This window comes from Streptomyces sp. CA-142005 (genome assembly GCF_050942335.1).
In the GTDB taxonomy this organism is placed as follows: Bacteria; Actinomycetota; Actinomycetes; order Streptomycetales; family Streptomycetaceae; genus Streptomyces.
The window spans coordinates 2,147,594-2,172,909 of record NZ_CP192078.1; the positions used below are offsets into that span (position 1 = coordinate 2,147,594).

A 25,316-nucleotide genomic window follows, 5' to 3' on the forward strand; every position below is an offset into this window, starting at 1 on the left:
GTCACCAGCCCGACGCGGTGTAGACGACGGCGCGGACGGACGGTTCGCCCCAGGCGAGTTCCCTCAGCAGGGCCGCGGTGCCCTCGTCGGGATCGATCAGCTCGATCCCGCGCCGGGCGTACTCGCGGCCCAGTTCCGCGCCGACCATGCCGCCGTGTGTCGCGGAGGGCGCCCAGGGTCCCCAGTGGACGGTCAGCACGCGAGCGCCCGTCCGGGCGGCCCAGTCGGCGCCGAGGACTTCCAGGGCGTCGTTGGCGGCGGCGTAGTCGGCCTGGCCGCGATTGCCGAGGACGGCGGCGATGCTGCCGAACAGCACGGTGAACGCGGGGGCGCCCGGCAGGTCGTCCAGGGCGGCGAACAGCGCTGCGGCCCCGGCCGTCTTCGTGCCGTAGACCAGCTGGAAGGACTCGGGGGTCTTGTCGGCGATCAGCCGGTCCTCGATCACCCCGGCGGCGAAGACGGCCCCGTCGAGCCGGCCGTGTTCGGCGTGGATCTCCTTGACCGCCCCCAGGACGGCGTCCGGGTCCCGGAAGTCCACCGAGCGGTAGCGGGCCTGGCCGCCGAGCGCGCCGAGTTCCGCGAGGGTCGCGGTGATCTCCCGCTGGGCGAGGATCAGTTCGGCGGCCCGGTTGATCTCGGCGGGGCCGGGCACCGCGCCGGGTCCGGCGGCGAGCGCCGCCCGCAGCTCGACGGGGGTGCGCGCGGCGGCGGTGTGCGGGGCCTCGGGTGCGGTGGGCGCGGGCGTACGGCCCAGCAGCTCGATACGGCACCGGCAGGCCCCGGCCAGCGTGGCCGCGAACCTCGCGGTGATGCCCCGGGCGCCGCCGACCAGCAGGACGACGGAGTCCCGGTCGAGGCCGAGCGCCGCCGCCTCGGCGGCACCGTCCCCGGCGGGTCCGGCGCCGGTGTGGGCGAGCGGGCCGAGGGGCGCGGGCACCAGCGCGAGACCGTGCCTGGCACCGGCCGCCGTACGCAGGACGACGGGGGCCGGTGCGGGCGCCCGTAGTTCGGCGAGCAGGGTGTCGGCGACGGCCGCCGGGGCGGTGTCCGCGACGGCCACGACCCGGGCGAGCAGGTCCGGGTACTCACGGCCGACGCTACGGAACAGGCCGTCCAGGCCCGCTGCTCGGAGAGCGCCCGCGCGATCCTCGGCCCGCAGGGCGCCGCCACGGTCGTCGGCCCTGAGGGCGAGCAGCCGGCGCGGGCCGCACGCGAGCGCCGCGCGGAGCACCGGGAAGGCGTCCGGCAGCACCGGGACGTCCGGGCCGGGCAGCGCGCCGAGGTAGACGACACCATCGACCGGGCCGTCGGCTGCGGTGAGGAGGTGGCCCGCGTCGAGCAGCACGGCTTCGGCTCCGTGCTCGGCGAGCCGCGCCGCGATCTCCTCCGCCGCGCCCGCACCGTCCCCGAGGAGGGCGAAACGCCGGCCGGACAGGGTGTGGTCCTGGTGGTCGTCGGCGGCGGGCGGGCCCGGCTCCGGGAGGGGCACGGGCCGCAGCTCGAAACGCCTAGGCGGAACGCCGGCGACGGGGGCCGGGGCGTATGCCGCGTCGGCCCGGTCCCGGGTGCGCCCGGCCGCTTCCGGGGATCGCCCGCTCGGCACGCCGGTGGACGCGCCCTCGGTCCGCTCCTCCGCGTTCCCGACCTGGCCTCCCTCGTCACCGGAGTGCGCCGCCCCCACCCGCGCGGTCAGCCACCCCGTCACCGCGGCAGCCGTACGCGCCTTGGCCAGTTCCTCCAGTTCGGCGTCGTCCAGCATTGCGGCGCTGCCCGCGATGCCCAGGCGCTTGGCGAGTTCGCCCGCTATCTCGGCCCGCTTGATCGAGTCGATGCTGAGGTCCGCCTCCAGGTCGAGGTCGGGCTCGATCATGTCGACGGGGTAGCCGGTGCGTTCGCTGATGATCTCCAGGACGACCCGCTCGAGGTCGCCCACCGGCGGTTCACCGACAGGCTCGGCCGATTGCGGCTCCGCACGAGGGGGTTCGACTGCGAGCGGCATCGGTGGGACGGGCGCCGGCGGTGTGGCGCCGGGTGTCGCGCCGAAGTAGGTGAGCAGGACATCGCGCTGGGCGGCGATCATCTCCCGGCTGGTGCGCAGGAATTCGGAGATGAGCGCGTCCCGGTCGGCCGGGGCGCCGTACGGCTGGTCGGTGGTCACGGTCGCCTCCACGACTCGTCGGGCCGGCGCGAGGGCACCGGGCAGGAGTGCTCCGTCGGCGGTGCGGACCAGGTGTCCGTCGACCGTCCAGCCGGGCCGCTCCGGTGCCGGACCGCGCAGCGCGTCGACGGCGTCGCGGCCCCGCAGGAGCCAGGCGGCGCGCACCGGCACTCCGGCGACGGCGAGCCGGGCGAGGGCGTCGAGCCAGCCGCGCAGGCCGCTGTCGGCGTCCGGTTCGCAGGCGACCGTGCGATGCGGGCGGTCGCCGAGGATCCGTGCGACGAGCCGGGTGAGGACCGTGCCGGGGCCGGCCTCGACGAAGACGCGCGCGCCCGCCTCGTACATGGCCTCGATCTGGGCGGCGAACGCGACGGGGGCACCGATCTGGGCGGCGAGTTCGCCGCGCACCTCGTCGGGGTCGAGCGGGTAGGGCGCGGCGGTGCGGTTGGCCCAGACGGGGAACTCGGGGGCCCGGACCGTCTTGTCCGCGAGGACCTTGGCGAATCGTTCCCCCGCCGTGGCCACGAGCGGGCTGTGGAAGGCGCAGGCCACGGGGACGCGCCGCGCGCCGAGCCCGGCGTCGCGCAGCAGCCGCACGGCCGTGTCGACGTCCGCCGCGGGTCCGGAGATGACCGTCTGCTCGGGCGAGTTGAGGTTGGCAACGACGACGGAGGCCGGTGCGCCGCTCGTGCGCAGGGCGTGTACGACGGTCTCGGCGCCGGCGCCGACGGCGGCCATGGTGCCGGGGTCGTCGCCCGCCGCGGCCAGGATCGCGGCGGCCCGCTCGGCGCTCAGCTCCAGCAGTGTCTCGGGGTCGAGGGCGCCGGCCGCGGCGAGGGCGACCAGCTCGCCGTAGCTGTGCCCGGCGGCCAGGTCGGGGTGGACCCCGGCCGAGGAGAGGAAGGCGTGGGCGGCGAGGCCCGTGATGCCGAGGGCGGGCTGCGCGGCCCGGGTGTCCGTCAGGGCGGCCCGCCGGCGCTCCCGCGCGGCGTCGTCGAAGGCGGCGGGCGGATGGACGGTGCCTGCGTGCGCGCGGCCGAGGTCCAGGTAGTACCGCAGCTCGGGACGGTGGACCAGGAGCTCGGCGAGCATCCCGGGCCGCTGGCTGCCCTGACCGGGGAACAGGAAGGCGACCTTGCCCGGCCCGGGGTCGACGCCCTTGCTCTGCGCCGGACGGTGGCCCCTGTCCCTCTCCGCCCCCGGCACCGCGTCCGTCACATGGATCCCGGCACCCGGATCGCGCTCCCCCGCGAGGAGCCGCCGCAGTTGTGCGGTGAGTTCCGCGGTGTCGCGGGCCACGAGGGCGGCCCGGACCGGTTCGTGCGAGGTGTCGGCGCGGCGGGACGTGGCGAGGGCGAGGTCGCGCAGGCGCCAGGAGTGGCCGTCGGCCTCGGCGGCCCGGAGGATCTCCTCGGCCTGCCGGAGGGCGGCCGCGGTGTCACGGCCCCGGAAGAGGAACAGCTCGGCCGGCCAGCCGTCCGGGGACTGGCGGGGTGGTACGGCGTCGGTGTGGGCGGCCAGCACGGCGTGGAAGTTGGTGCCGCCGAAGCCGAAGGCGCTGACTCCGGCGAGGCGTTCGGCGGCCGGTGCCGTCCAGGGCCGGGCGCGGGTGTGGAAGACGAACGGGCTGTGGCCCTCCGCCCAGGCCGGGTTGGGCCGCTTCAGGTGCAGCGTGGGTGGGGTGACCCCGGTGTACAGGGCGAGGGCCGTCTTGATCAGGCCCGCAAGGCCGGCGGCGCACTTGGTGTGCCCGATCTGCGACTTGACCGAGCCGAGCGCGCAGCCGCCCGCCCCCGCGCCCGCTTCGGTGAACACCTCGGCGAGCACGGTGAGTTCGGTGCGGTCGCCGACGACGGTGCCGGTGCCGTGTGCCTCGACCAGGCCGACGTCCGCGGGCGACACGCCGGCGTTGCGGTACGCCCGTTCCAGCGCCGCCCGCTGGCCTTCGGGGCGGGGTGCGGTGAGGCCGAGGGAGCGGCCGTCGCTGGCGGATCCGAGGCCCTTGACCACGCCGTAGATCCGGTCGCCGGCGCGTTCGGCGTCCGCGAGGCGTTTGAGCACCAGGCAGGCCACGCCCTCGCCGAGGGCGATGCCGTCGGCGGCGGCGTCGAAGGCGCGGGAGCGTCCGGTCGGGGAGAGCGCGTGGACGGAGGAGAACAGGACGTAGTCGTTGATGCCGTTGTGCAGGTCGGCGCCGCCGCACAGCACGAGGTCACTGGTGCCGGAGACCAGTTCCTTGCAGGCCACGTCGAGCGCGGCCAGGGAGGAGGCGCAGGCCGCGTCCACGGTGAAGTTGGCGCCGCCGAGGTCCAGCCGGTTGGCGATCCGGCCGGAGATGACGTTGGCGAGCATGCCGGGGAAGGAGTCCTCGGTCAGCCGGGGCAGTTGCCCGTCCAGCCCGTCGGGCACCGTGCCGTAGTACGACGGCAGGACCGCGCGCAGGGTGACGGCGTTGGACAGGTCGCTGCCCGCCTCGGCGCCGAAGACGACCGAGGTCCGCGCGCGGTCGAACGCCCGTCCCCGCTCGCCGTATCCGGCGTCCTCCAGCGCCCGGCGGGCCGCTTCCAGCGACAGCAGCTGGACGGGTTCGATGCTGCCGAGGGAGGCGGGCGGGATGCCGTAGCGCAGCGGGTCGAAGGGGATGCGGGGCAGGAATCCGCCCCACTTGGAGGCCGTGCTGCCGGCCGCGTGGTGCACGGCCGGGTCCCAGCGCTCGGGCGGCACCTCGGTGACGGCGTCGCGGCCGGTGACGACGTTGGACCAGAAGGCGGCGAGGTCGGGGGCATCGGGGAACATGCAGGCCATGCCGACGATGGCGATGTCCAGCGGTGCGGGCGGCTCCGGCTCGGCGGCGGATCCCACGCTCGGGTGGGCGGCCCGCCGCGTCCGGAAATCGCCGGCGTGCCGCGTCAGGAGATCGGCGGCGCCGTCGGTGACCGAGCGGTGCAGGTCCGCGAGGCTGGTGGTCGCCGAGCGCAGCACGGCGACCTCGCCGGCCATGAACATCCCGTCGGTGAGCTGCCGTTCCTCGTCCACGGTGGCCAACGCGCCGTCCGCTCCGCGCTCGACGCCCTTGCCGGCGATGCGCAGTCGGCCCACGTTGAGCCGTTCCAGCTCCTCCCAGACCTCGCGGTCGGTCAGCCCCCGGGCGCGTAGAGCGGTCTCGCGCGCACGGTAGTCGGCGGTGAAGGGGCTCGGGACGCAGCGGGTGGCGTGGCCGGGAGCGGTCTCCAGGAGGGTGGTCGCGGTGGCGGTGAGCACCTGCCGCTGGAACAGCGGATGGACGGCGCCGTGCGCGACGGCCTCCTCGGTGAACAGGTAGGCGGTGCCCATGAGCACGCCGACGGCGGCACTCCGGGCGGTGAGCGGTGCGGCCAGGGCGGCGACCATCGCCGCCGACCGCTCGTCGTGGACGCCGCCGGCGAACAGCACCTCCAGCCGCCGGGCGGTCGCGTCGTCGGCGTCGGCCAGGTAGTCCTGCAGTACGGCGAGTTGGGCCTCCCAGAGGGGGAAGGAGGCCCGGGGTCCGACATGGCCGCCGCACTCGGACCCCTCGAACACGAACCGGCGCGCGCCCGCGTCCAGGAACTGCCGCAGCAGTCCCGGTGAGGGGACGTGCAGGAAGGTGTGGATCCCGGCCCGCTCCAGCGTCTCCGCCTGTGCGGGCCGTCCGCCGGCGATGACGGCGTGCGTGGGCCGCAGTTCCCGTACGGCGTCCAGCTGGGCGTTCCTGATCTCCTCGGGCGCGAAGCCGAGCACGCCCACGCCCCAGGGCCGCCCGTCCAGCGCGGCCCGCGCCTCGGTGAGCATCGACCTGGTCCGCTCGCCGTCGGCGAGGGCCAGCGCCAGGAACGGCAGCGCCCCGTCCGCGGCGACGGCCGCGGCGAAGCCTGCCTGGTCGCTGACCCGGGTCATGGGTCCCTGTGCCACGGGGAGCCGGGTGCCGAGCGCCCGGCTCATCGGCGAACCGGGACGCAGTGCGGTGGCCGCGCCGCCGTCGGCCACGGAGTGCATCGCCGCCGACAGCTCCCGCACCAACCGCCGTACGTCCCCGGACCGTTCGGCGAACCGGGCGGCGAGGAAGCCGTCCTGGCCGACCGGCAGCAGCCGGCCGCGCACGTCGTCGGCGCCCAGCAGGGACGCGACCGCCGCGGGGTCGTCGGCCGGCAGGTGCGGGGCGTCCGGTCCCCGGCGCCGCAGGACCCGGTGGCCACCCAGCACGACGGTCTCCGAGCCGTCCAGGGAGCGCAGCACCGACCGGACCGTCTCGGGCAGCCCTGATTCGGCGAGCAGGGCCAGCTGGCTGTCGAGGACCACCCCGGCGGCACCGCCGGCCACGGCGGCCGCCGCCGCGCGCGGGCCGATGCCGCCGCAGGCCCAGACCGGGACACGGCACAACTCCTCGTCGGACAGCAGTTGTTGCAGCAGGACGAAGGTGCTCGGCTCGCCGACCCGGCCACCGCTCTCACGACCGCGGGCCATGAACCCCTGGGCACCTGCGCGCAGGGCCGTGTGCGCCTGCCCGATGTCCGTGACCTCGGCCAACACTCGGCAGTCGGCAGGGAGTTCGGTCCGGGGCCAGGTCGCGTCCGCGGTCAGGACCACGGTGCCGGGGGCGTCCGCGACCTCGGCCGGGGCGAGCGCGCAGCGTCCGGTCACCCGTACCCCGAAGGGGCCCGGCGCGGACCGTCTCAGCCGGGACAGCGCTTCTCTGGATCTCCGGTCTCCGGTGCCGAGGTCGAGGATGCCGACCGCACCGGCGGCGCAGGCCGCGGCGGCGAGGCCGGCGTCGGGTTCTCCGAAGGGGGTGAGGCACAGGACGAGGTCATGGGGGCGCACAGGCGAGGTCATGATGCTCCGGCACGATCGGCGAGACAGCACGGTGGGGGGTGTGCGGCGGAACGCTCTGGTGCGAGGGCACCGGAAACTAGCCTCGGCCTACTCACGGGTCAATAACGGCGCCCCCTTTTCGCGCCCGGTGACATCGATTCGGCCATCGGGTCGAATTCCCCGCAAGAACCGGAAAACGCGGTAATTCCCCGCACCGGTGCGGGCGCGGGACCACCCGGGCCCCGCGCCACACCACCGCAATCCGGGCGAAACGCCCGCCTGCTTCACCGCGCACTCATCCGACCGCAACGCGGCGGGACATCCACTGGACGTCTGTAAATTCCGCATGACTTCGGCGCCGTGGCTCGAACACGGCCGGGGGTCCGGGGACATCCCGCATCGCGCGTCAGCGAAGCAGTGCGCCCGTGGTCGCCGGTACGCCTGCGACCACGTCGGCGACCGGCGGAAGGACCCGGTGCAGCGCCCGCACCGCCCGGGCGGGCGACACGGATCCGGTGCGCCGCCGCTCGTGGCCGGCGCGGACCCGGGCAACCCGGGTCTCGTTCGCCTCACCGGACTGCGCCGGGTCCCCCGGCCTGCCCGGATCGCCGCCCGCGCCCTCCGGCTTCCCACGCGAGGTGTCCCCGTACGACGGACCCCTGGCACCCCCCTTCGAAGACCCCGGCTCCCGGCCCCCTGGCGCGGCGCCCGGCCGTCCCGTCCCACCCAACCCCGGCTCCAGCACCCACCGCTGCTCGGGTGAGCCGTCCCGCGGCACCAGCGCGACGCGCGCGAACGCATCGCCGGAGCCGGGAGCGAGCGCGAGGCCTTCGTGCCGGCGCGGCAGGATCTCGCCGCCGACGGTGATGTCGTACACCACCTCACCCGGGTGCACGACGCATCCGGCCAGGACGACGGTCTTCGTCCCGGGGTCGGCGGCCAGGCACAGGGACGGGTCGGCGGCGCTGCGCAGCACCCCGTCGTCCCGGTACGACCACTGCTGCGAGGCGGCGGTGGAGCAGGGCGCGAGTCCGACGCCCGCGCCCGCCCGCACGCCGTTCCCGCGCACGTCCAGGCAGCGCCCGGAGGCGAGGCCGCGCAGGCCGCCGCGGGCCACCTCGACGACTTCGCCGAGCGAGGCGGCGGAGGGGGAGGTGGCGGCCCGGGCACCGGTGCCGCCCGGGTGAGTGGTGTGGCCGGCGGGGGCGCCCCAGGTGGCGCCGACCCTGGGGACGCCGTTGTCATCGGACCAGCTCCTGGCCGCGAGGACGGTGGCGAGCAGCGCGAGCGAGGTCAGTCCGACGCCGATGACCACTGCCGTGCGGTGGCGGCCGGCGGTCCCGGTGCGATGTCTGCCTCCCGCCGGTTCGGGCACCGGCGCACGCGGCGCCTCCTCGGCGGCGTCGCGTCCGGGGCGCGAGTCGAGATAGCGGCGGGCGCCCCAGCCGAGCACGGTCTCGGCGAGCAGGAGGCCCAGGCCGCCGTCGAACAGGGCGAAGGTCTCGGCGGCGTGCCGGCAGTACGCGCAGGCCGTCAGATGGTGCCGTACATCCGGCAGCAGGGCGCCGCCGCGGCGCATGGGGACGTCCAGGAGGCGGTTGTAGAAGCGGCATTCCCGGGAGGGCGCGAGTTCCCGGTGGGCGCGTACGCAACCCGCCCGGAATTGCTCCCGTGCCTGTTCCAGGGCGGCCGTGGCGGTGGCCGGGTCGATGCCCAGCAGACCGGCGGGTATGTTTATCGGTTCCGCTTCTACCTCGATGTGCCACAGAAGGCATTGCGAGGCGCCGGGAAGGGCTTGGAAGGCGCGTTCGGCGAGTTGTCGCCTTTCCGGTGTTCCGGGCTTCGTCGCACGCAGTCCGCGGCCTCCGGTGGGTTTGCGCAATTCCGGCAGTGTCGCGCAGGCCACGTCGTCCGCCGCCCAGGCGCGGACGGTGTCGCGGACGGCGACCAGCAGCTGCGGGCGCAGGGCCCCGCCGGCCGCCCCGCCCGTCATCCGGCCGAGGACCTCGTGGAAGGCGGCGGTGGCCACGAGTTGGGGGGCGGGGCCGGCGGAGGCCAGGCAGACGACGGCGTAGTCGTGGGCGGCCCGCCAGTGGCGGGCCAGCAGCAGGGCGACGGCGTGATGGTGGGCGTGGTGCGGGCCGCCGAGCCGGGCGGCGAGTTCGCGGTCGGACTCCCCGGGTGAACCGGGCAGCGGCGGATAGGGCGGGCGTGGGGGGTGGGGGGACTGCACGGAACCATTTCCTTCCAGCCGCAGGACCGCACGCAAAATGCCGTCCTGTCGGAAAGCAGTGCCGATTGGTGCATACCTGTCGGGCCGGCCTTGGCGTTCGACGCCTGCCTTTGCCCTCCCGCGGGAAGGCTCACCCTCGCACACGCGGCTCACAGGAAACAAGAAGCTCGATTGACTCGGCCTCAAATTCAGCGAATTACATGAGAGTTACCGCCGGTATCGCTTCCACGGCCGGTTCCCGGGTTTCTCCGGGCACGGGTCACACCGGAGATGAGACGCGGTGCACGCCCCGGCACGACTCCGCACACACGAAGAGGGGCCCGCCCTCCGCCGGGCCGACCCCTCTCCTGCCAACTAGCCCGAATCCCCTAGCCGTTGGGACGCAGGGTCCAGACGACGGTCATCTCTCCCGTCACGGCGCCGTCGGCGCGGCGGATCTCGATCGCCACGGGGAACTCGGGGCGCTGCCCGGCGTCCAGCTCGGCGACGACCTCGGCGGCCGGACGGCCCAGCGTGGCGGTCGCGGTGACGGCGCCCATCGCGAGCTTCTTGTAGGCGATGTCGGCACGGACGGCGAGCGGCACCGCGCGGGAGAGCTGGTCCCCGAAGGCGGCCAGCACGATGGCCCCACTGGCCGACTCCCCGAGGGTGAACATCGCACCGGCGTGCGGCCCGCCCACATGGTTGTGGTACGCACCCTGGTCCGGCAGGGACACGACCGCCTTGTCCGGAGAGGTCTCCAGGAACTCCAGGTTCAGCGTCCGGGCCATGGGCACGGTGGCGGCGAGCATCTCGCCGATCGACATCTGGTCTGCGCTCATGACCCCATGTTACTCACGAGTAGCCGAATCGGGCCAGCCCCGAACCGTCGCCCGCCCCTCTTCACCACGGCATCCGCCCCGCATCGCTACGACCCTGACGAGGACCGGTGACCGAATCGTGTCCCCGGCGGCACTAGGGTTACTGGCCATGTGGCCAGATCAGCAGCCGCCAGGGGGCGCGCCGAACCCGCAGAACAACCCGCAGCACAATCCGTACCAGCAGCCGGGTTACCAGCAGCCGAACCCGTACCAGCAGCCCGGATACCAGCAGTATCCGCAGGCCGGGCCGTACGGCCAGCAGCCGCAGTGGGGGCAGCCGCAGCCGCCCACCGCGCCCGTCCCGCAGCCCCCGCAGGGAGGCGGCGGCCGCACCAGGCTGATCGCGATCGTCGCGGCCACGGCGGTCGTGGTGGCCGCCGCGGTGACCGGCTATGTCGTCCTCGGCGGCAAGGACGACAAGAAGGACCAGGCCGAGGGCAAGGGCGGGCAGCACAGCCAGTCGCCCTCGTCCCAGCCCACGGCCGGTCCGTCGGCGACGGACGACCCTCGCGGCGTCGACACGGAGAAGCCCACCGTGGCCGGCTGGAAGGCCGTCGTGAACCCCAAGTGGGGCGTGGCCTACGACGTGCCCGCCGACTGGGAGGTGCAGTCCCCGGGTATGGCCATCGGCTTCGACTTCCCGAAGAGCGAGCAGGACACGGGCATCGTCATGTCGGGCGTCGCCGAGTACCAGCCGAAGTGGTGCACCTCCGACGACGACAAGGACGGCCGTACCGAGGACACCTCTCTGGCGGCAGCGGGCGTCAAGGGTGCCAGCGGCGCCAAGGACACGGACGAGATCGCGATCAACACGCCGGCCTGGTGGGTCTTCGGCGGTTACACCCAGCCCGACAAGAAGACCATCTCCTGGGACAAGAAGGCCACCGCCTTCACCACGGCCTCGGGCATCAAGGGCAGCTACGCGTGGGCCCAGTCGACGCACACGCCGAAGAAGGGCAAGTGCATCAGCGACGGCAAGGCACTCACCTTCGGCTTCCAGAACTCGGCGCACGACTATGTGTCGTTCAACTTTTACGGGGCCAAGGGCGTGAACGGCGAGGTGCCCAAGGCGACCGTCCTGAAGATCCTGCGCACGGTGCGGCTGCACGGAGACCCGACGAACCAGTGAGCCCCTGGGATGTTCCGTCCCTCCGCGACGCGGCGGGACGGAACACCGGGGATTCTCGGGAAGCGTGCGGCGCGGCGCGTCGGGGCGCCGGGCGTTCACCGGCGGAAACCGGTCGCCGCGACGGAAACCGATTGCCCGCGCGGCGCCCGCGAGCGATAGTCGCCCGGTGAACTCGCCGTCCATTCCCCGCATCGCGCGCAGACCCTCCTGGGCGGGTCGCAACTACTCCCTGCTGACCGCGGCGGCCGTCGTGGCCGGCCTCGGTGCCAACGGCTCGCTCGTCGCCGCCGCGTTCGCCGTGCTGGGTGCGGGCGGCGACGGCGGCGACGTGGGACTGGTCGCCGCCGCGCGCACCGTGCCGCTGGTGGTGTTCCTGCTCATCGGCGGCGCCGTCGCGGACCGGCTGCCCCGCCACCGGGTGATGGTCGCCGCCAACGCCCTCAACTGCCTCTCCCAGGGCGCCTTCGCCGCGCTCGTCCTGCTCGGCGAGCCCCGGCTGTGGCACATGATGCTCCTCAGCGGACTCGGCGGCACCGGGCAGGCGTTCTTCGGACCGGCGGCCGAGGGCATGCTGCTGTCCTCCGTGGACGGCGAGCAGGCGGGCCGGGCGTTCGCCGTCTTCCGCATGGCCACGCAGGGCGCGGCCCTCGGCGGCGCGGCCCTCGGCGGCGCCCTGGTCGCGGCCGTCGGCCCCGGCTGGGTGCTCGCGCTCGACGCGGCCGCCTTCGCGCTCGCCGGCGCCCTCCGCTCCTTCCTCGACGTCAGCCACATCCCGCCGCGCACACCGGGCGGGGGCATGCTCGCCGATCTCCGCGAGGGCTGGCGGGAGTTCATCGGCCGGCCCTGGCTGTGGGGCATCGTCGTACAGTTCTCGATCGCCAACGCGGTGGTCGGCGCGGCCCAGGCGGTCTACGGCCCGCTCGTCGCCCGCGACAGCCTCGGCGGCGCGCGACCCTGGGGCCTGGCCCTGGCCGCGTTCGGCGCGGGCACGGTGGCCGGCGCCCTGCTGATGACCCGCTGGAAACCCCGCCGCCTGCTGCTCGCCGGCACCCTCTGCGTCTTCCCGCTGGCCCTGCCCGCCGCCGCCCTTGCCGTACCGGTACCGGCCGAGGCGCTGTACGTGGTCATGTTCGCCGCCGGTGCGACGGTGGAGGTGTTCGGGGTGTCCTGGATGACCGCGCTGCACCAGGAGATCCCCGAGGACAAGCTCTCCCGGGTCTCGGCGTACGACTGGTTCGGCTCGGTCTCGCTCATTCCGCTCGCGATGGCGCTGGCGGGCCCCGCCGAGAGCGCCTTCGGCCGCCCGGCCGCGCTGTGGGGCTGCGCCGGACTGGTCCTGCTGGTCACCGCGCTGGTGCTGCTGGTCCCGGACGTCCGCACGCTGTCCCGGCGCGGCCGGCCGGTGGCCGCTGCCCCGGCCGCGTCAGCCGATGCCGAACGCCCCGTCGGGGGGCTCGGGTGACGGTACGGCGTCGGCGTCCTCGACCGGCCGCGCGGAACCGGTGAACTCCCGTACCGCCGCCCCGTGTTCGACCCGCGCCGGAAAGGCGTCCGCCGCGGTACGGCGGGCCAGCGCCGCGGTGTCGACAGGCCGGTGCGCGGCGACGAGCACCGCGTTCCCGAACCGCCGGCCGCGCAGCACCGCCGGCTCGGCGATCAGCACCAGTTCCTCGAAGACGGTGGCGAACGTGGCCAGTTGGGAGCGCAGGAACCCGAACGGCGCGGCGTCCGCGAGGTTGGCCAGATAGACGCCGTCCGGGCGCAGCACCCGCTCGGCCTCCCGCGCGTAGGCGAGCGTGGTCAGATGCGCCGGCACCCGGGACCCGCCGAAGACGTCGGCGATCAGCACGTCGGCGTGATCGTCCGGCGCCGCCTCCAGCCAGGCCCGGGCGTCGGCGGCGTGCACCGCGACACCCGAGCCCGCCGGCAGCGGCACGTACTCGGCGACCAGCTCCAGCAGTCCCCGGTCGGCCTCGACGACATCCTGCCGCGAGCCGGGCCGGGTGGCGGCCACGTACCGGGGCAGCGTCAGCGCCCCTCCCCCGAGGTGCAGCACGTCCAGCGGCCGCCCGGCCTCGGCCACGACATCGAGCACATACCCGAGCCGCCGCGCGTACTCGAACTCCAGATACGCCGGCTCGTCCAGATCGACGTACGACTGCGGCGCCCCGTCGACGGTGAGCAGCCAGGCCCGCGCACGGTCGACGTCGGGCATGAGTTTGGCGGTCCCGTGGTCCGTGGTGCGGGTGACGGGTATGGAATCGTTCACTCATCCATTGTGGGTGACCGCACCCGCCCGGGTGCGCGGGGAACCGCGCGACCGGCCACGCCGGCGCTGCGGTCCCCCACGCACTCCCGCCTCACTCCACAGTGGACACCGTCCCCGCGCCCACGGTCCGTCCGCCCTCACGGATGGCGAACCCGAGTCCCGGCTCCAGCGGAACCTCCCGCCCGAGCTCGACACTCATCTCCACCGTCTCCCCGGGCCGGGCGACACCCACCGGACCGAGGTCGACGTCCCCCACCACATCCGCCGTACGGATGTAGAACTGCGGCCGGTACCCGGTCGCCACCGGCGTCGTACGACCCCCTTCGCGCCCCGACAGCAGATACACCCGGGCCGAGAACCGCCGGGCGGGCACGACGCTCCCCGGAGCCGCCACGACATGTCCGCGCCCCACGGCGTCCCGCGGCACGCCCCGCAGCAGCACCGCCACGTTGTCCCCGGCCTGCGCCTCCGCCATGGGCTTGCCGAAGGTCTCCAGTCCGGTGACGACGGTCTCCACATCGGCGCCGAGCACCGACACCCGGTCCCCCAGGCGGAGCGTGCCCCGCTCCACGGCGCCGGTGACGACCGTGCCCCGGCCGGTGATCGTGAGCACGTTCTCCACGGGCAGCAGGAACGGCGCGTCCAGGTAGCGCTCCGGCATGGGCACGTAGGTGTCCACCGCGTCGAGCAGCGCCTCGATGGACGCCGTCCAGCGCGGGTCGCCCTCCAGCGCCCGCAGCCCGGAGACCCGTACGACCGGCACGGCGTCGCCCGGGTAGCCCTGGGCCGTGAGCAGGTCGCGGACCTCCAGCTCGACGAGGTCGATCAGCTCCTCGTCGTCCGTGCCGTCGGCCTTGTTGAGCGCGACCACGATGTGGTCGACGCCCACCTGCCGGGCGAGCAGCACGTGTTCGGCGGTCTGCGGCATGATCCCGTCGAGCGCGGACACGACGAGGATCGCCCCGTCGAGCTGCGCGGCGCCGGTGACCATGTTCTTGACGTAGTCGGCGTGCCCCGGCATGTCCACGTGGGCGTAGTGCCGGGTGTCGGTCTCGTACTCGACGTGCGCGATGTTGATGGTGATGCCGCGCGCGGCCTCCTCCGGGGCGCGGTCGATGCGGTCGAAGGGCACGAAGGTGCCGGTGCCGCGCTCGGCGAGGACCTTGGTGATGGCGGCGGTCAGGGTGGTCTTGCCGTGGTCGACATGACCCATGGTGCCGATGTTCAGGTGCGGCTTGGTGCGCACGTAGGCCGTTTTGGGCATGGCTGTACCTCGAAGCCTCTCAGCCGTGGGAAGAAACGCGGGACCCCGAGGACTGGCCGACCCTCCCCCTGCGGGGTCCGCCGGACGTTCCGGAGAGGGTCAGCTTCGGGCGCCGTCGACAGCGGCCGCGAGAAACAGGACGGCAGCCTTCGGCGCATCCGCGACGGCGGATGCTGCGAGGAGGAAGGCGTACCGGGACATGCGGTCGATCATCGCCGAGCGGAGGTCCGGCGTCGAACGATTTTCGGCGATCTGCGGGTCGGGGCCGCTCAGGCGCCGATGTTCTTCAGCGCCTCCCGGACGGTCAGCGCGGCGAACCGGCCCCGTTCCCCCGCCAGGAAGGCCCGTACGGCCCCGGGGTCGGTCTTGGCGTACTCGCGCAGGGCCCAGCCGATCGCCTTGCGGATGAAGAAGTCGGGGTGCCCGGACTGGCGCAGGCAGTAGGCGAACAGCCGGTCGGCGTCGGTGCTTTCCTTGCGGGCCAGCTGGTGGAGCAGGGCGGTGCGTACCGGCCAGAGGTCGTCGTCGGTGATCCAGGCGTCCATGTCGGCGGTGAGCCGGGGGTCGGCGGCGACCAGGCGCCCGACCACGTGCGCGGCGAGCAGATCGACGGTGTCCCACCAGGGGACGGTCGTGACGAGGTGCCGGGTCACCGGCAGGAAACCGGAGGAGCACCGTCCGGCGTGCCGGCGCAGATAGTCCACCGCGAAGTAGTGGTACTCGCGCTCGGGCAGCGCCCAGCAGCGCAGCGCGATCGCGGTGCAGTCGGCCTCGTCGGGGCGGGGGGTGCCCGCGAGGACGGTGCGGGCGAGGGCGCGGCGGTCCGGGGTGGGGATGCCGAGGAAGGGCGCCACGTCCTTCATGTACGCCCGCATCGGGCCGGCCCGCCCGGCGTCGGCGGCGGCCGCGAACACGGCCGTCACCCGCTCCAGCACGGTGTCGGCGAGGAGGCTGCGCGGCACGTGCGGCGGAGCCGCGCCGGTGACGGTCATGGAGGAACTCTACTATCGAATACGCGTTCACCCATGTGGCCCGAAACCGGGCACGGCGGTCCCTGCGGACCTGGGTTGCACCCCCTTTCGTACCGGCGTTCCCTGGAATTACTGGCGGTGCAGCGGCGGAGGTGACAGAGGTGAAGGCCGTCGTCTACGAAGAGCCCTTCAGCGTGGTGGTGAAGGACGTCCAGGATCCCCGGATCCAGCATCCGAACGATGTGCTCGTACGCGTCACGTCGAGCGCGATATGCGGCTCGGACCTGCATATGTACGAGGGCCGCACGGCGGCCGAGTCGGGCATCGTCTTCGGACACGAGAATCTCGGCATCATCGAGGAGGTCGGCAACGGCGTGACCTCCCTGTCCAAGGGCGACCGGGTCGTGATGCCGTTCAACGTGGCCTGCGGATTCTGCAAGAACTGTCTGGCCGGGAAGACCGGCTTCTGCCTGACGGTCAATCCCGGATTCGCGGGCGGGGCCTACGGCTATGTGGCGATGGGCCCGTACAAGGGCGGTCAGGCCGAGCTGCTGCGGGTGCCGTACGCCGACTTCAACTGCTTGAAACTGCCTCCGGGCGACGAGTTCGAGACCGATTTCGTGCTGCTCGCGGACATCTTCCCGACGGGCTACCACGGCTGCGAACTTGCCCAGGTGTCCCCCGGTGAGAGCGTGGCCGTCTACGGCGCCGGACCGGTGGGGCTGATGGCCGCCTACTCGGCGCTGCTGCGCGGCGCGGCGAAGGTGTTCTCCGTCGACCGGGTGCCCGAGCGGCTCGCCAAGGCCGAGGAGATCGGGGCCATCCCCATCGACTTCACCAAGGGCGACCCGGCGGAGCAGATCAAGGAACAGACCGGAGGTGAGGGAACCGACAAGGGCGTCGACGCCGTCGGTTACCAGGCCCAGGCGCACGACGCCAGCCACGAGGAACCCGCCATCGTCCTCAACGAGCTGGTCATGACGGTACGGCCGACGGGCATGCTCGGCGTGCCGGGTCTGTATGTGCCCTCGGACCCCGGCGGTCCCGACGACCACGCCCGGCACGGACAGCTGCTGGTCTCCATCGGCAAGATGTTCGAGAAGGGCCAGCAGATGGGCACCGGTCAGTGCAACGTGAAGCGGTACAACCGCCAGCTGCGCGACCTGATCATCGCCGGGCGGGCCAAGCCCAGTTTCGTGGTCTCCCACGAGCTGCCGCTGGACCAGGCGCCGCAGGCGTACGAGAAGTTCGACAAGCGGGTCGAGGGCTACACCAAGGTGGTGCTGCACCCCGGTCACGCGCTCGCCGCGTGAGACCAGGGTTCACGGGTCCGGGCGCCCCAGGTGCCCGGACCCGCTCGATGCGGCACGCTTGACGGCGATCACACGCGTTCGTCGGTTAATGTCACCGGATGCTCGATGCCAACCGCTCTGGCACCGCCACGGCCTCTCCCCGGGCCGCCGCCACGGAGTTCGCCGTACCCGTGTCACCCCTGCCGCGCACCGGGTTCGCCGGTCGGTGTGCGCGGGCGCTGGCGCATCCCTATGCCCGGCTGTCGCTGTTGCTCGCTCTGCTCGCCGGTGCCGCCGCGTGCGTGCTGGCCTTCGAGCCGCAGCGGCTGCTCACGCACGGATGGCCGCCGCAGCTGAGCGGGGCGGCGGCGGCCACGGTGTTCGGCGTGGCGTACGGGCTGTGCACCGTGGCGTTCGTGCCGCGCCCCCTGCTCAACCTGGCGGCGGGCGCGCTGTTCGGCTCGCAACTGGGGCTGGCGACGGCGCTGGCGGGCACGGTGCTCGGGGCGGGCGTGGCCTTCGGGCTCGGCCGGGTTCTCGGCCAGGACGCGCTGCGCCCGCTGCTGCGGGGCCGCTGGCTGAAGGCGGCCGACGGTCAGCTGAGCCGGCACGGGTTCCGGTCCATGCTGGCGGCCCGGCTCTTCCCGGGTGTGCCGTTCTGGGCGGCGAACTACTGCGCGGCCGTCTCCCGCATGGGCTGGTGGCCGTTTCTGCTGGCCACAGCCGTCGGCTCGGTCCCGAACACCGCCGCCTACGCGGTCGCCGGCGCCCGCGCCGCCGCGCCGACGTCTCCCGCCTTCCTGATCGCGATGGCCGCCATCGCCGTACCGGCGCTGCTGGGCGCGGTGGTGGCCTGGCGCAAGCGTCACCACCTGCGCGGCCGGTAAGGGCCGCACCGGTCAGACGCCCTCGAGGACCATGGCGTTGGCCAGTCCGCCCGCCTCGCACATGGTCTGCAGGGCGTAGCGGGCGCCGCGCTCGCGCATGGCGTGGACCAGGGTGGTGGTCAGCCGGGTGCCGCTGGCGCCGAGCGGGTGGCCCAGCGCGATCGCGCCGCCGTGCACGTTGACCTTGGCCAGGTCGGCGCCGGTCTCCTGCTGCCAGGCCAGTACCACGCTGGAGAACGCCTCGTTGACCTCGAACAGGTCGATGTCGGCCACCCCCAGCCCGGCCTTGCGCAGCACCTTCTCGGTCGCCGGGATCACCCCGGTCAGCATCAGCAGCGGGTCGGAGCCAGTGACGGCGAAGCTGTGCAGGCGGGCGAGCGGGCGCAGGCCGAGGCGGGCCGCGGTGTCGCTGGAGGTGATCAGCACGGCGGAGGCACCGTCGTTGATGGGGCTGGCGTTGCCCGCGGTCACGTTCCACTCGATCTGCGGGAAGCGCTCGGCGAAGCCGGGGTCGTAGTAGGCGGGCTTGAGGCCGGCGAGGATCTCCGGGGTGCTGCCGGGGCGGACGCACTCGTCGCGGGCGACGCCGTCCAGCGGTGCGATCTCGGCGTCGAACAGGCCCTTGTCCCAGGCCGCGGCGGCCTTGCGGTGGGAGGAGACGGCGAACTCGTCCATCCGCGCGCGCGTGAGGGACCACTTGGCGGCGATCAGCTCGGCGCTGACGCCCTGCGGGACCAGGCCCTCGGGGTAGCGCTCGGCGATGCCGGGACCGAAGGGGTCCTTGCCTGCGGGCACGTTGGACCACATCGGCACCCGGCTCATCGACTCCACGCCGCAGGCGATCACGAGGTCGTACGCCCCGGACATGACGCCCTGCGCGGCGAAGTGCACGGCCTGCTGGGAGGAGCCGCACTGGCGGTCCACCGTGGTCGCCGGGACCGTCTCGGGGAAGCCTGCGGAGAGGACGGCGTACCGGGTGGTGTTCATGGCCTGCTCGCCGACCTGGTCGACGGTGCCGCCGATGACGTCGTCGATCAGCGCCGGGTCGACGCCGGAACGCTCGACCAGGGTGCGCAGGGTGTGGGCGAGCAGCTGCACGGGGTGGACGTGGGCGAGGGAGCCGTTCGGCTTGCCCTTGCCGATGGGGGTGCGTACGGCTTCGACGATCACTGCGTCGCGCATGGCGGGGCCTCCTTGGCCGCCTGGCTGTCCGCGGCGGGCCACGGCAGCTACCGGTGAGTAGGAAATCCAAACTCACGATAGCTCTGAGCGTTGGAAAATCAAACCCTCATCTAGACTGGCCCCATGGCCGCCACGAAAGACCCGCGCCCCTGCTCCATCGCCGACGCCCTCGCGCTGGTCGGCGAGAAGTACTCCCTGCTCGTGCTGCGCGAGGTGTTCCTGGGCAACGGCCGCTTCGACCAGCTCGTGCGCAACATCGGCGCGCCGCGCGACATCCTGGCCACCCGGCTGCGCCGGCTCGTGGACGCCGGAATCCTCACCAAGCGCGTCTACAGCGAGCGCCCGCAGCGCTTCGAGTACCGGGCCACGCAGGCGGGCCTGGAGCTGGAGGGGGTCCTGATGACGCTCAAGGAGTGGGGCGACCGCCACATCCGCAAGGGCACCGACCTGCCCATGGCCATCGAGCACGCCTGCGGCAACGAACTGGTGCCGGTCGTCACCTGCCGGGCCTGCGGCGACGAGGTCCGCCACGAGGACCTCACGGCCCATCCGCAGGCACCGGGGTGGACGCGCACGGGACCGGCGGCGGCGTAACGGCACCCCCGAAGGGGCGCGGGGCTGTGGTCGATGTGCGGCTACCGCCGCGTGGGCGCGAGCAGCCACGACGAAGCCGCAGACGCCCGGCGGTCCAGCGCGGCGCTACAGCGGCGCACCGTACACATCGAGCCGCCCGCACATCCCGAACCGACCCTCCTCGAAGGGTCGCTCCGCCCGCACGACGGCCTCGACAAGATGCGCCGGCGCCCCTCGGCCAACCGCCCCAGACGCCCGGCGGTCCAGCGCGGCGCTACAGCGGCGCACCGTACACATCGAGCCGCCCGCACATCCCGAACCGACCCTCCTCGAAGGGTCGCTCGACCCGCACGACGGCCTCGGCAAGGTGCGCCGCGTCCCCCTCGGCCAGCCGCTCCAGATGCCGCCCCGTCGCCTCCGCCGCCGCCAGCGCGCCGCGCCGCCACCGCTCTCGCCACTCGGCGACCCGGGGCCCGACCAGCGCGGCGGCGGCCCGGTGGAAGGCGGCGAGCGCCTGCGGGCCCGACGCCTCGCGCAGCGACCGGTAGCCCTCCAGGGCCAGGTCACGCCGAGCGCGGGCGATCCGCTCCCGCTCGGGCTCCGGCGCGCCGGCCGGGATCGTGGTCGCGGCGGCGTACGTCTCCGGGTCGGCCAGGTACTCCGGCGGGAGCGTGAGCACCGCGTCCCCGGCCTCCGGCAGCCCGCTGTTCTGCATGAGGACGGTGATGCGCAGATCGCCCTCGTTGACCAGCCGGTGGATGGTGCCCGGCGTGAACCAGGCGACCGTGCCGGGCACGAGCGGGGTGACCGCGAAGCCGGACGCGGTCAGCGTCTGGACCGCGCCCCGGCCGCCGGTGACGACGTACGCCTCCGAACAGGCCAGGTGTACATGGGGAGTTCCGCCGCGCACCCCGTCGGGGGCGAGCCAGTCGTACACGCACAGCCGGGACACGGCGACCCCGCCCGGCAGACCCGTGAACGTGTGCTCCCCGGCGCTCACCACGGATGCGCCTCCAGGTACTTCACGACGTCCTCCCGCCGCCAGGCACCGTCCGCCACCACGACCCGGTAGCGGCGGCGGAGCGTGTCACCGGGGGCGAGTTCCAACTCCTCGAAGAAGGACCAGGAGGGGGCGACGGCGGCGAAGGGCTCGTCGCGGACGAACCAGTGGGCGGGGTGGGTGCCGCCCGCGCCGGAGTGGTCGTTCTCCGGGGCGTGCGCGAAGACCAGGGTGGCGTGGCCGTCGATGCCGTCGTGTTCACCGCAGTAGGCGAGCCAGGGCGCCTGGGTGCCCATCAGGGCGGGGCCTTCTTCCTCAGGCCCGGTGATCCGCCCCTCCCGGAAGGCACGCGGGCCACGCCAGAACAGGCCGGTGTAGCCCGCCAGCTCACGTCCCGCGGTGGTCGGGCTGCCGAAGCGGAGCGGCTCGGCACGCCGGTTGGTGATCGCACTGGTCCACGTCAGTGCCCAGGAGCCGGAGTCCGGGTCGACGTCGTGGACCTCGATGCGCCGCTCCTCCTCGGCCCACAGCTCGCCGTCGTACGGATGCCAGGTCAGCCGCTCGGCGAGCACCGCCCGGCCGTCGGCCGCGGAGACCTCGTCGAAGCCGGCGTGGCGCATCGAGCCGACCCGCTCGGGCAGTTCGAGGTAGCCCTGTCCGTGCACATAGGTGTTGCCGCCCCACAGGTTCGCCCCGGACAGGTGCGAGGCGGTCAAGGAGAGGCCTTTGTGCCAGCGGTGGTCGTTCGGGCGGTAGTCGGTGACGACGGCTCCGGCGAGGGTGCGGACCGGGTGGAGATAGGGCCGGGGAGCCTCCCAGGCGGCCTCGGGGCGGTAGACGTAGGCGAACAGCTCGACACCGGTGGCCTGTTCGGAGACGGTGATCCGGTCGCCGTACGCGTGGACGAGCCGCAGTCCGCCGGTCATGCCGGGACCTCCTCGGCGGTCACGGGCGCCCAGCCGGGGGCGCCGCCGTGCAGGGCGGTGTAGTACGGGTCGCCGGGGACGATCTCGCCGGCGCGGACGGTCGTGTCGGTGAAGGCCGACTTGTACAGGGCCGTGATCAGCTCCAGGCTCGTACGCCCGTCCGCGCCGCTGCTGCGGGGCCGCTCACCGGCGCGCATGCTCGCGACCAGTTCACGCAGCTGGGCCAGGTGCGAGCTGGGCACGTCCGGGCCGAAGTCCCGCCACCGCGCCGCCTGTTCGGCGGGTACGTCCGGGGCGGGCACGATGCGCCAGTCGTCGTTGGCGTGCCCGTAGAGGTGGGTCAGTTCGACGGTCGCGCGCTCGCAGTCGATGCGGATGCGGCTGACCTCGTCCGGGCTCAGCACGCTGTTGACGACGGTCGCGAGGGCGCCGCTCGCGAAGCGGACCAGCGCGGTGGAGACGTCCTCCGTCTCCACGTCGTGCACCAGCCGCCCGGCCATGGCCCGTACCTCGCTCCACGGCCCGAGCAGGTCCAGCAACAGGTCCGTCTGGTGGATGCCGTGGCCCATGGCCGGGCCGCCGCCCTCGGTGTGCCAGCGGCCCCGCCAGGGCACGGCGTAGTAGGCGGTGTCCCGGTACCAGGTGGTCTGACAGTGCGCCACCAGGGGCCGCCCGAGGGCGCCTTCGGCGAGCAGCCTGCGCACATGGCGGGATCCGGAGCCGAACCGGTGCTGGAACACGATCGCCGCGTACGGCCCGCCGTCCGCGCCCTCCTCCGCCTCGATCGCGTCGAAGTCGGCGAGCGAGGGCACCGGAGGCTTCTCGCACCACACCCAGGCCCCGGCGCGCAGCGCGGCCACGGTCTGCGCGCGGTGCAGGGTGGGCGGGGTGCAGATGCTGACCAGGTCGGGCCGTTGCTCGGCCAGCATCCGGTCGAGGTCGGTGTAGGCGTGCGGGATGCCGGTCTCGGCGCAGAAGGCCTCGACGGCGCCCCGGTCGATGTCGACGGCGGCGACGACCTCGGTCTCGCCCTCCCGCGCGAGCTGAGCCAATGCGGGCAGATGGGAGCCGCGCCCGATGGCGCCGGTGCCGATGACGGCGGCCCGGATGCGCCGGCCGGTGAACGGGGCTGTCAGACGCGGGCTTTGGGACCTGGGCGGGAGGGGAGAGGGCGGCATGGGCGGGTTCAGCACTCCTCCGGTACGGCGGGCGCGCGGGCCGACAGTGCGGAAGTGATACGGCGAGCAATGCAGCAAGCGCTTTCTCCTGCGCTGCAACGTAAGCGGCCGGGCCGGGACCGGTCAATACCACGGACCGTCCGGGGCTGCCCAACCCCCGTTTCCACGCCATCACTCGGGCCCGCTACGCTGCCCTCGGCATTTGATCATCCTTTTACCTTCTCAGCACTTGGACGCCGTACCTCCATGTCTTGGTTTGAATCCCTCGTCCTCGGACTCGTCCAGGGGCTGACCGAGTTCCTGCCGGTCTCCTCCAGCGCGCATCTGCGGCTGACCGCGGCGTTCTCGGGCTGGAAGGACCCCGGGGCGGCCTTCACGGCGATCACGCAGATCGGCACGGAGGCCGCGGTGCTGATCTACTTCCGGAAGGACATCGGCCGGATCGTGGCGGCCTGGTTCCGCTCGCTGTCCGACAAGGCGATGCGGCGGGACCACGACGCGCAGATGGGCTGGCTGGTGATCGTCGGCTCGATCCCGATCGGGGTGCTGGGCGTGACGCTGAAGGACCAGATCGAGGGGCCCTTCCGCGATCTGCGGGTCACCGCCACCATGCTCATCGTCGTCGGCCTGGTCATCGGCGTCGCCGACCGGCTGGCGGCCCGCGACGAGACCGGCGGCCGGCACCGCGCGCCCCAGCAGCGCAAGGCGCTGGAGGATCTCGGCGTCAAGGACGGCCTGGTCTTCGGGCTGTGCCAGGCCTGCGCGCTCATCCCGGGCGTCTCCCGCTCCGGTGCGACCATCAGCGGCGGCCTGTTCATGGGCTACAAGCGGGAGGCGGCCGCCCGCTACTCCTTCCTGCTCGCCATCCCGGCGGTGCTCGCCTCGGGCGCGTTCGAGCTGAAGGACTCGGTGAGCGAGGGGCAAGTGGCCTGGGGGCCGACCCTGTTCGCGACGGCCATCGCGTTCGCCTCCGGCTACGCCGTCATCGCGTGGTTCATGAAGTGGATCTCCAACAAGAGCTTCATGCCGTTCGTCTGGTACCGCGTGGCCCTCGGGATCGTCATCGTCGCGCTGGTCTCCGCGGGCGTTCTCAGCCCGCACGCGGCGGAGTCGGCGGGCTGAGCGCGGGCACGTCACATGGCTCTCACCCAGCAGTTCGCCCGCGTCACCCCGCGCTACCTGGAGCACTGCCGTGCGGCGGCCCTCGCCTCCCCCGACACCGCACCGGGCTGGGCCCCGCCGCCGACCGACACCCTGGACACGGACTGGGCGCTGTGGGGCCTGCTCCGGTTCTGCCGCGGCCCGCGTGCCGACGCCGCCGCGGCGGGCGTGCTCGACCGGCTGACAGGCGGCGACCAGGACATGGACTTCCTCGACCACCCCGACGTACACGACGGTTTCGGCGGTCCGCCCCGGCTCCTGTCCGCCGCCGCTGTTTCGGCCATCTCCCGGGCCCTGGACGACACGGACCTCGACGCCGTCCTCGCCCGGCTGCCCGCGGCCCCGCCCGCAGCAGCGGCCGCCTGCGGATTCCCCGGCTTCAGCGGTGACGTAGGGGCCTACCTGGCCGGGCACTTCACCACCACCCGCGCCTTCTTCCGCGAGGCGGCCCGGCGGGGCATGTGCGTGGTGGTCTGGGTCAACTGAGGGCGCGACGGCCGGCGACGGTGACCAACCTCAGGCCTTCTGTGTAGCCGGGCGGTAGCGCAGTGTCAGTGCTTACCCCTAGGCTGTCCGCATGTCCCCCGATGTCCTGCCTTCTGGCACCGTGCGGTCCGCCGCCGAGGTGAACGAGCAGATCCGGGCGCTGTGGCTGCGTGCGGGCGGCACCCTGTCGGCCCAGGAGCGCGCGGAGTACGAACTGTTGGTGGTCGAGTGGGCCAAGGCGATCCGCGGTGAGGTCATCGAGGCGGCCTGACCCGCCCGGCGACCCGCTGCCGCCTGCCTTCGCCCGCAGACGTACGAGCGCCTCGTCCACCACCGGCTACGGCCGCTCCTCGCGCAACACGCCTGTCGCCCGCTCCAGTTCACCGGCCTGCACCAGGCCATGGATCTCGGTGGCCGGCGCTGTCACGTCCTCGATGCCCCCGATCCACTCGTCGGCGTACCACGCGGCCGCCCCTCCCGCCAGGCCGAGCCGCAACGACCGGTGCGGCAAAGGACTGTGGTGCGGATCCCGCTCCGGGTCCCACTGCACCCGGGCCGGGGCCCGACGCAACTGCCGCTTCCAGGAAGCCCGGTCCTCGTGCAGGGCAGGCACGTGGCGCGACGGACAGGGGTGCCGCAGACGGTCGAGCCGTGTTCACGGCCCTCTCCGGTGCATCCCGTGTGCGCGGTCCGGCCCGGTTCGAAACGAGTTCGGTTTCTCGCGACGGACGCCGCCTGTCTCCTCGTAGAGCAGAGGAAGGCACCACCCGTACCGCTATGCACCACCACCCTTGGTCCGACTCGCGAACCTACGAGGTACCTGTGGCTCTCCTCTCGACACTCCGTCTTCACCGCCACCCGCGGTCGCGGGGGCGTCTCGTCGTCGGGTTGCTGGCACTCATCGCCGGAACCCTGCC

At 73.6% G+C, this 25,316-nt stretch carries 19 protein-coding genes; 8 read left to right on the forward strand and 11 right to left on the reverse strand.

Annotation, left to right across the window (positions count from 1 at the left end):
- Position 1: 1 nt before the first annotated feature.
- The 3 genes from ACQPXS_RS10310 to ACQPXS_RS10320 form a co-directional block, all read right to left on the reverse strand.
- On the reverse strand, positions 2-7,009 hold the full coding sequence (locus ACQPXS_RS10310) for an SDR family oxidoreductase (RefSeq protein WP_433448997.1): 7,008 nt from the start codon (positions 7,007-7,009) through the stop codon (positions 2-4).
- A gap of 385 nt (positions 7,010-7,394) precedes the next feature.
- Positions 7,395-9,221, reverse strand: a complete 1,827-nt coding sequence (locus ACQPXS_RS10315; protein ID WP_433448998.1) for an RICIN domain-containing protein — start codon at positions 9,219-9,221, stop codon at positions 7,395-7,397.
- A 368-nt stretch (positions 9,222-9,589) separates the two neighbouring features.
- Positions 9,590-10,042: a DUF4442 domain-containing protein gene (locus ACQPXS_RS10320; RefSeq protein WP_351807952.1), complete on the reverse strand. Its 453-nt coding sequence runs from the start codon at positions 10,040-10,042 to the stop codon at positions 9,590-9,592.
- A gap of 148 nt (positions 10,043-10,190) precedes the next feature.
- On the opposite strand from ACQPXS_RS10320, the gene ACQPXS_RS10325 reads away from it, so the two are divergent.
- Together ACQPXS_RS10325 and ACQPXS_RS10330 are read left to right on the forward strand one after the other, a co-directional pair.
- The gene (locus ACQPXS_RS10325) at positions 10,191-11,210 is read left to right on the forward strand and encodes a hypothetical protein (RefSeq protein ID WP_433448999.1); all 1,020 of its coding nucleotides are present in this window, start codon (positions 10,191-10,193) and stop codon (positions 11,208-11,210) included.
- Between the two features lie 166 nt (positions 11,211-11,376).
- The gene (locus ACQPXS_RS10330; protein WP_433449000.1) at positions 11,377-12,672 is read left to right on the forward strand and encodes an MFS transporter; all 1,296 of its coding nucleotides are present in this window, start codon (positions 11,377-11,379) and stop codon (positions 12,670-12,672) included.
- Here the strand turns inward: ACQPXS_RS10330 and ACQPXS_RS10335 are convergent.
- From ACQPXS_RS10335 to ACQPXS_RS10345, 3 genes are all read right to left on the reverse strand, one after another.
- Positions 12,634-13,479, reverse strand: a complete 846-nt coding sequence (locus ACQPXS_RS10335) for a spermidine synthase (RefSeq protein WP_433449001.1) — start codon at positions 13,477-13,479, stop codon at positions 12,634-12,636. The two genes, ACQPXS_RS10330 and ACQPXS_RS10335, sit on opposite strands and share 39 nt — an antisense overlap.
- Positions 13,480-13,570: 91 nt before the next feature.
- Positions 13,571-14,743, reverse strand: a complete 1,173-nt coding sequence (tuf, locus tag ACQPXS_RS10340; protein WP_433449002.1) for an elongation factor Tu — start codon at positions 14,741-14,743, stop codon at positions 13,571-13,573.
- Positions 14,744-15,012: 269 nt separating this feature from the next.
- Positions 15,013-15,735 (reverse strand): DNA alkylation repair protein, encoded by a 723-nt coding sequence (locus tag ACQPXS_RS10345; protein WP_433449003.1) that lies wholly within the window; start codon positions 15,733-15,735, stop codon positions 15,013-15,015.
- Positions 15,736-15,875: 140 nt separating this feature from the next.
- On the opposite strand from ACQPXS_RS10345, the gene ACQPXS_RS10350 reads away from it, so the two are divergent.
- Positions 15,876-17,027 (forward strand): glutathione-independent formaldehyde dehydrogenase, encoded by a 1,152-nt coding sequence (locus ACQPXS_RS10350; protein ID WP_356305804.1) that lies wholly within the window; start codon positions 15,876-15,878, stop codon positions 17,025-17,027.
- A gap of 98 nt (positions 17,028-17,125) precedes the next feature.
- Positions 17,126-17,893, forward strand: coding sequence for a TVP38/TMEM64 family protein (locus ACQPXS_RS10355; RefSeq protein WP_366487479.1), 768 nt, complete (start codon positions 17,126-17,128; stop codon positions 17,891-17,893).
- Positions 17,894-17,905: 12 nt separating this feature from the next.
- Here the strand turns inward: ACQPXS_RS10355 and ACQPXS_RS10360 are convergent, their stop codons facing one another.
- The gene (locus ACQPXS_RS10360) at positions 17,906-19,075 is read right to left on the reverse strand and encodes a thiolase family protein (protein ID WP_433449004.1); all 1,170 of its coding nucleotides are present in this window, start codon (positions 19,073-19,075) and stop codon (positions 17,906-17,908) included.
- Positions 19,076-19,198: 123 nt separating this feature from the next.
- Between ACQPXS_RS10360 and ACQPXS_RS10365 the strand changes: the two genes are divergently transcribed.
- Positions 19,199-19,669 (forward strand): winged helix-turn-helix transcriptional regulator, encoded by a 471-nt coding sequence (locus ACQPXS_RS10365; RefSeq protein ID WP_351807960.1) that lies wholly within the window; start codon positions 19,199-19,201, stop codon positions 19,667-19,669.
- Positions 19,670-19,922: 253 nt separating this feature from the next.
- On the opposite strand, the gene ACQPXS_RS10370 is transcribed toward ACQPXS_RS10365, so the two are convergent.
- The 3 genes from ACQPXS_RS10370 to ACQPXS_RS10380 are packed head-to-tail and all read right to left on the reverse strand — an operon-like array spanning position 19,923 to position 22,752.
- Positions 19,923-20,648 (reverse strand): cupin, encoded by a 726-nt coding sequence (locus tag ACQPXS_RS10370; protein WP_433449005.1) that lies wholly within the window; start codon positions 20,646-20,648, stop codon positions 19,923-19,925.
- Positions 20,645-21,574 carry a PmoA family protein gene (locus tag ACQPXS_RS10375; RefSeq protein WP_433449006.1) on the reverse strand — a complete coding sequence of 310 codons (930 nt, stop codon included), beginning with the start codon at positions 21,572-21,574 and terminating at the stop codon, positions 20,645-20,647. Before ACQPXS_RS10375 ends, ACQPXS_RS10370 begins: the two co-directional genes overlap by 4 nt.
- Complete coding sequence (locus ACQPXS_RS10380; RefSeq protein ID WP_433449007.1) at positions 21,571-22,752, reverse strand: Gfo/Idh/MocA family protein; 1,182 nt, start codon at positions 22,750-22,752, stop codon at positions 21,571-21,573. Before ACQPXS_RS10380 ends, ACQPXS_RS10375 begins: the two co-directional genes overlap by 4 nt.
- Before the next feature lie 246 nt (positions 22,753-22,998).
- On the opposite strand from ACQPXS_RS10380, the gene ACQPXS_RS10385 reads away from it, so the two are divergent.
- The 3 genes from ACQPXS_RS10385 to ACQPXS_RS10395 all read left to right on the forward strand — a co-directional run bounded on the left by ACQPXS_RS10385 (position 22,999) and on the right by ACQPXS_RS10395 (position 24,670).
- Complete coding sequence (locus ACQPXS_RS10385) at positions 22,999-23,874, forward strand: undecaprenyl-diphosphate phosphatase (protein ID WP_433449008.1); 876 nt, start codon at positions 22,999-23,001, stop codon at positions 23,872-23,874.
- 15 nt (positions 23,875-23,889) lie between these two features.
- The gene (locus tag ACQPXS_RS10390) at positions 23,890-24,399 is read left to right on the forward strand and encodes a DUF1877 family protein (RefSeq protein ID WP_433449009.1); all 510 of its coding nucleotides are present in this window, start codon (positions 23,890-23,892) and stop codon (positions 24,397-24,399) included.
- Positions 24,400-24,490: 91 nt separating this feature from the next.
- Complete coding sequence (locus ACQPXS_RS10395; RefSeq protein ID WP_351807966.1) at positions 24,491-24,670, forward strand: hypothetical protein; 180 nt, start codon at positions 24,491-24,493, stop codon at positions 24,668-24,670.
- 66 nt (positions 24,671-24,736) lie between these two features.
- Here ACQPXS_RS10395 and ACQPXS_RS10400 read toward each other — a convergent pair whose 3' ends face one another.
- Positions 24,737-25,039 (reverse strand): DUF4291 family protein, encoded by a 303-nt coding sequence (locus tag ACQPXS_RS10400; RefSeq protein WP_433455783.1) that lies wholly within the window; start codon positions 25,037-25,039, stop codon positions 24,737-24,739.
- Positions 25,040-25,316: the final 277 nt, after the last annotated feature.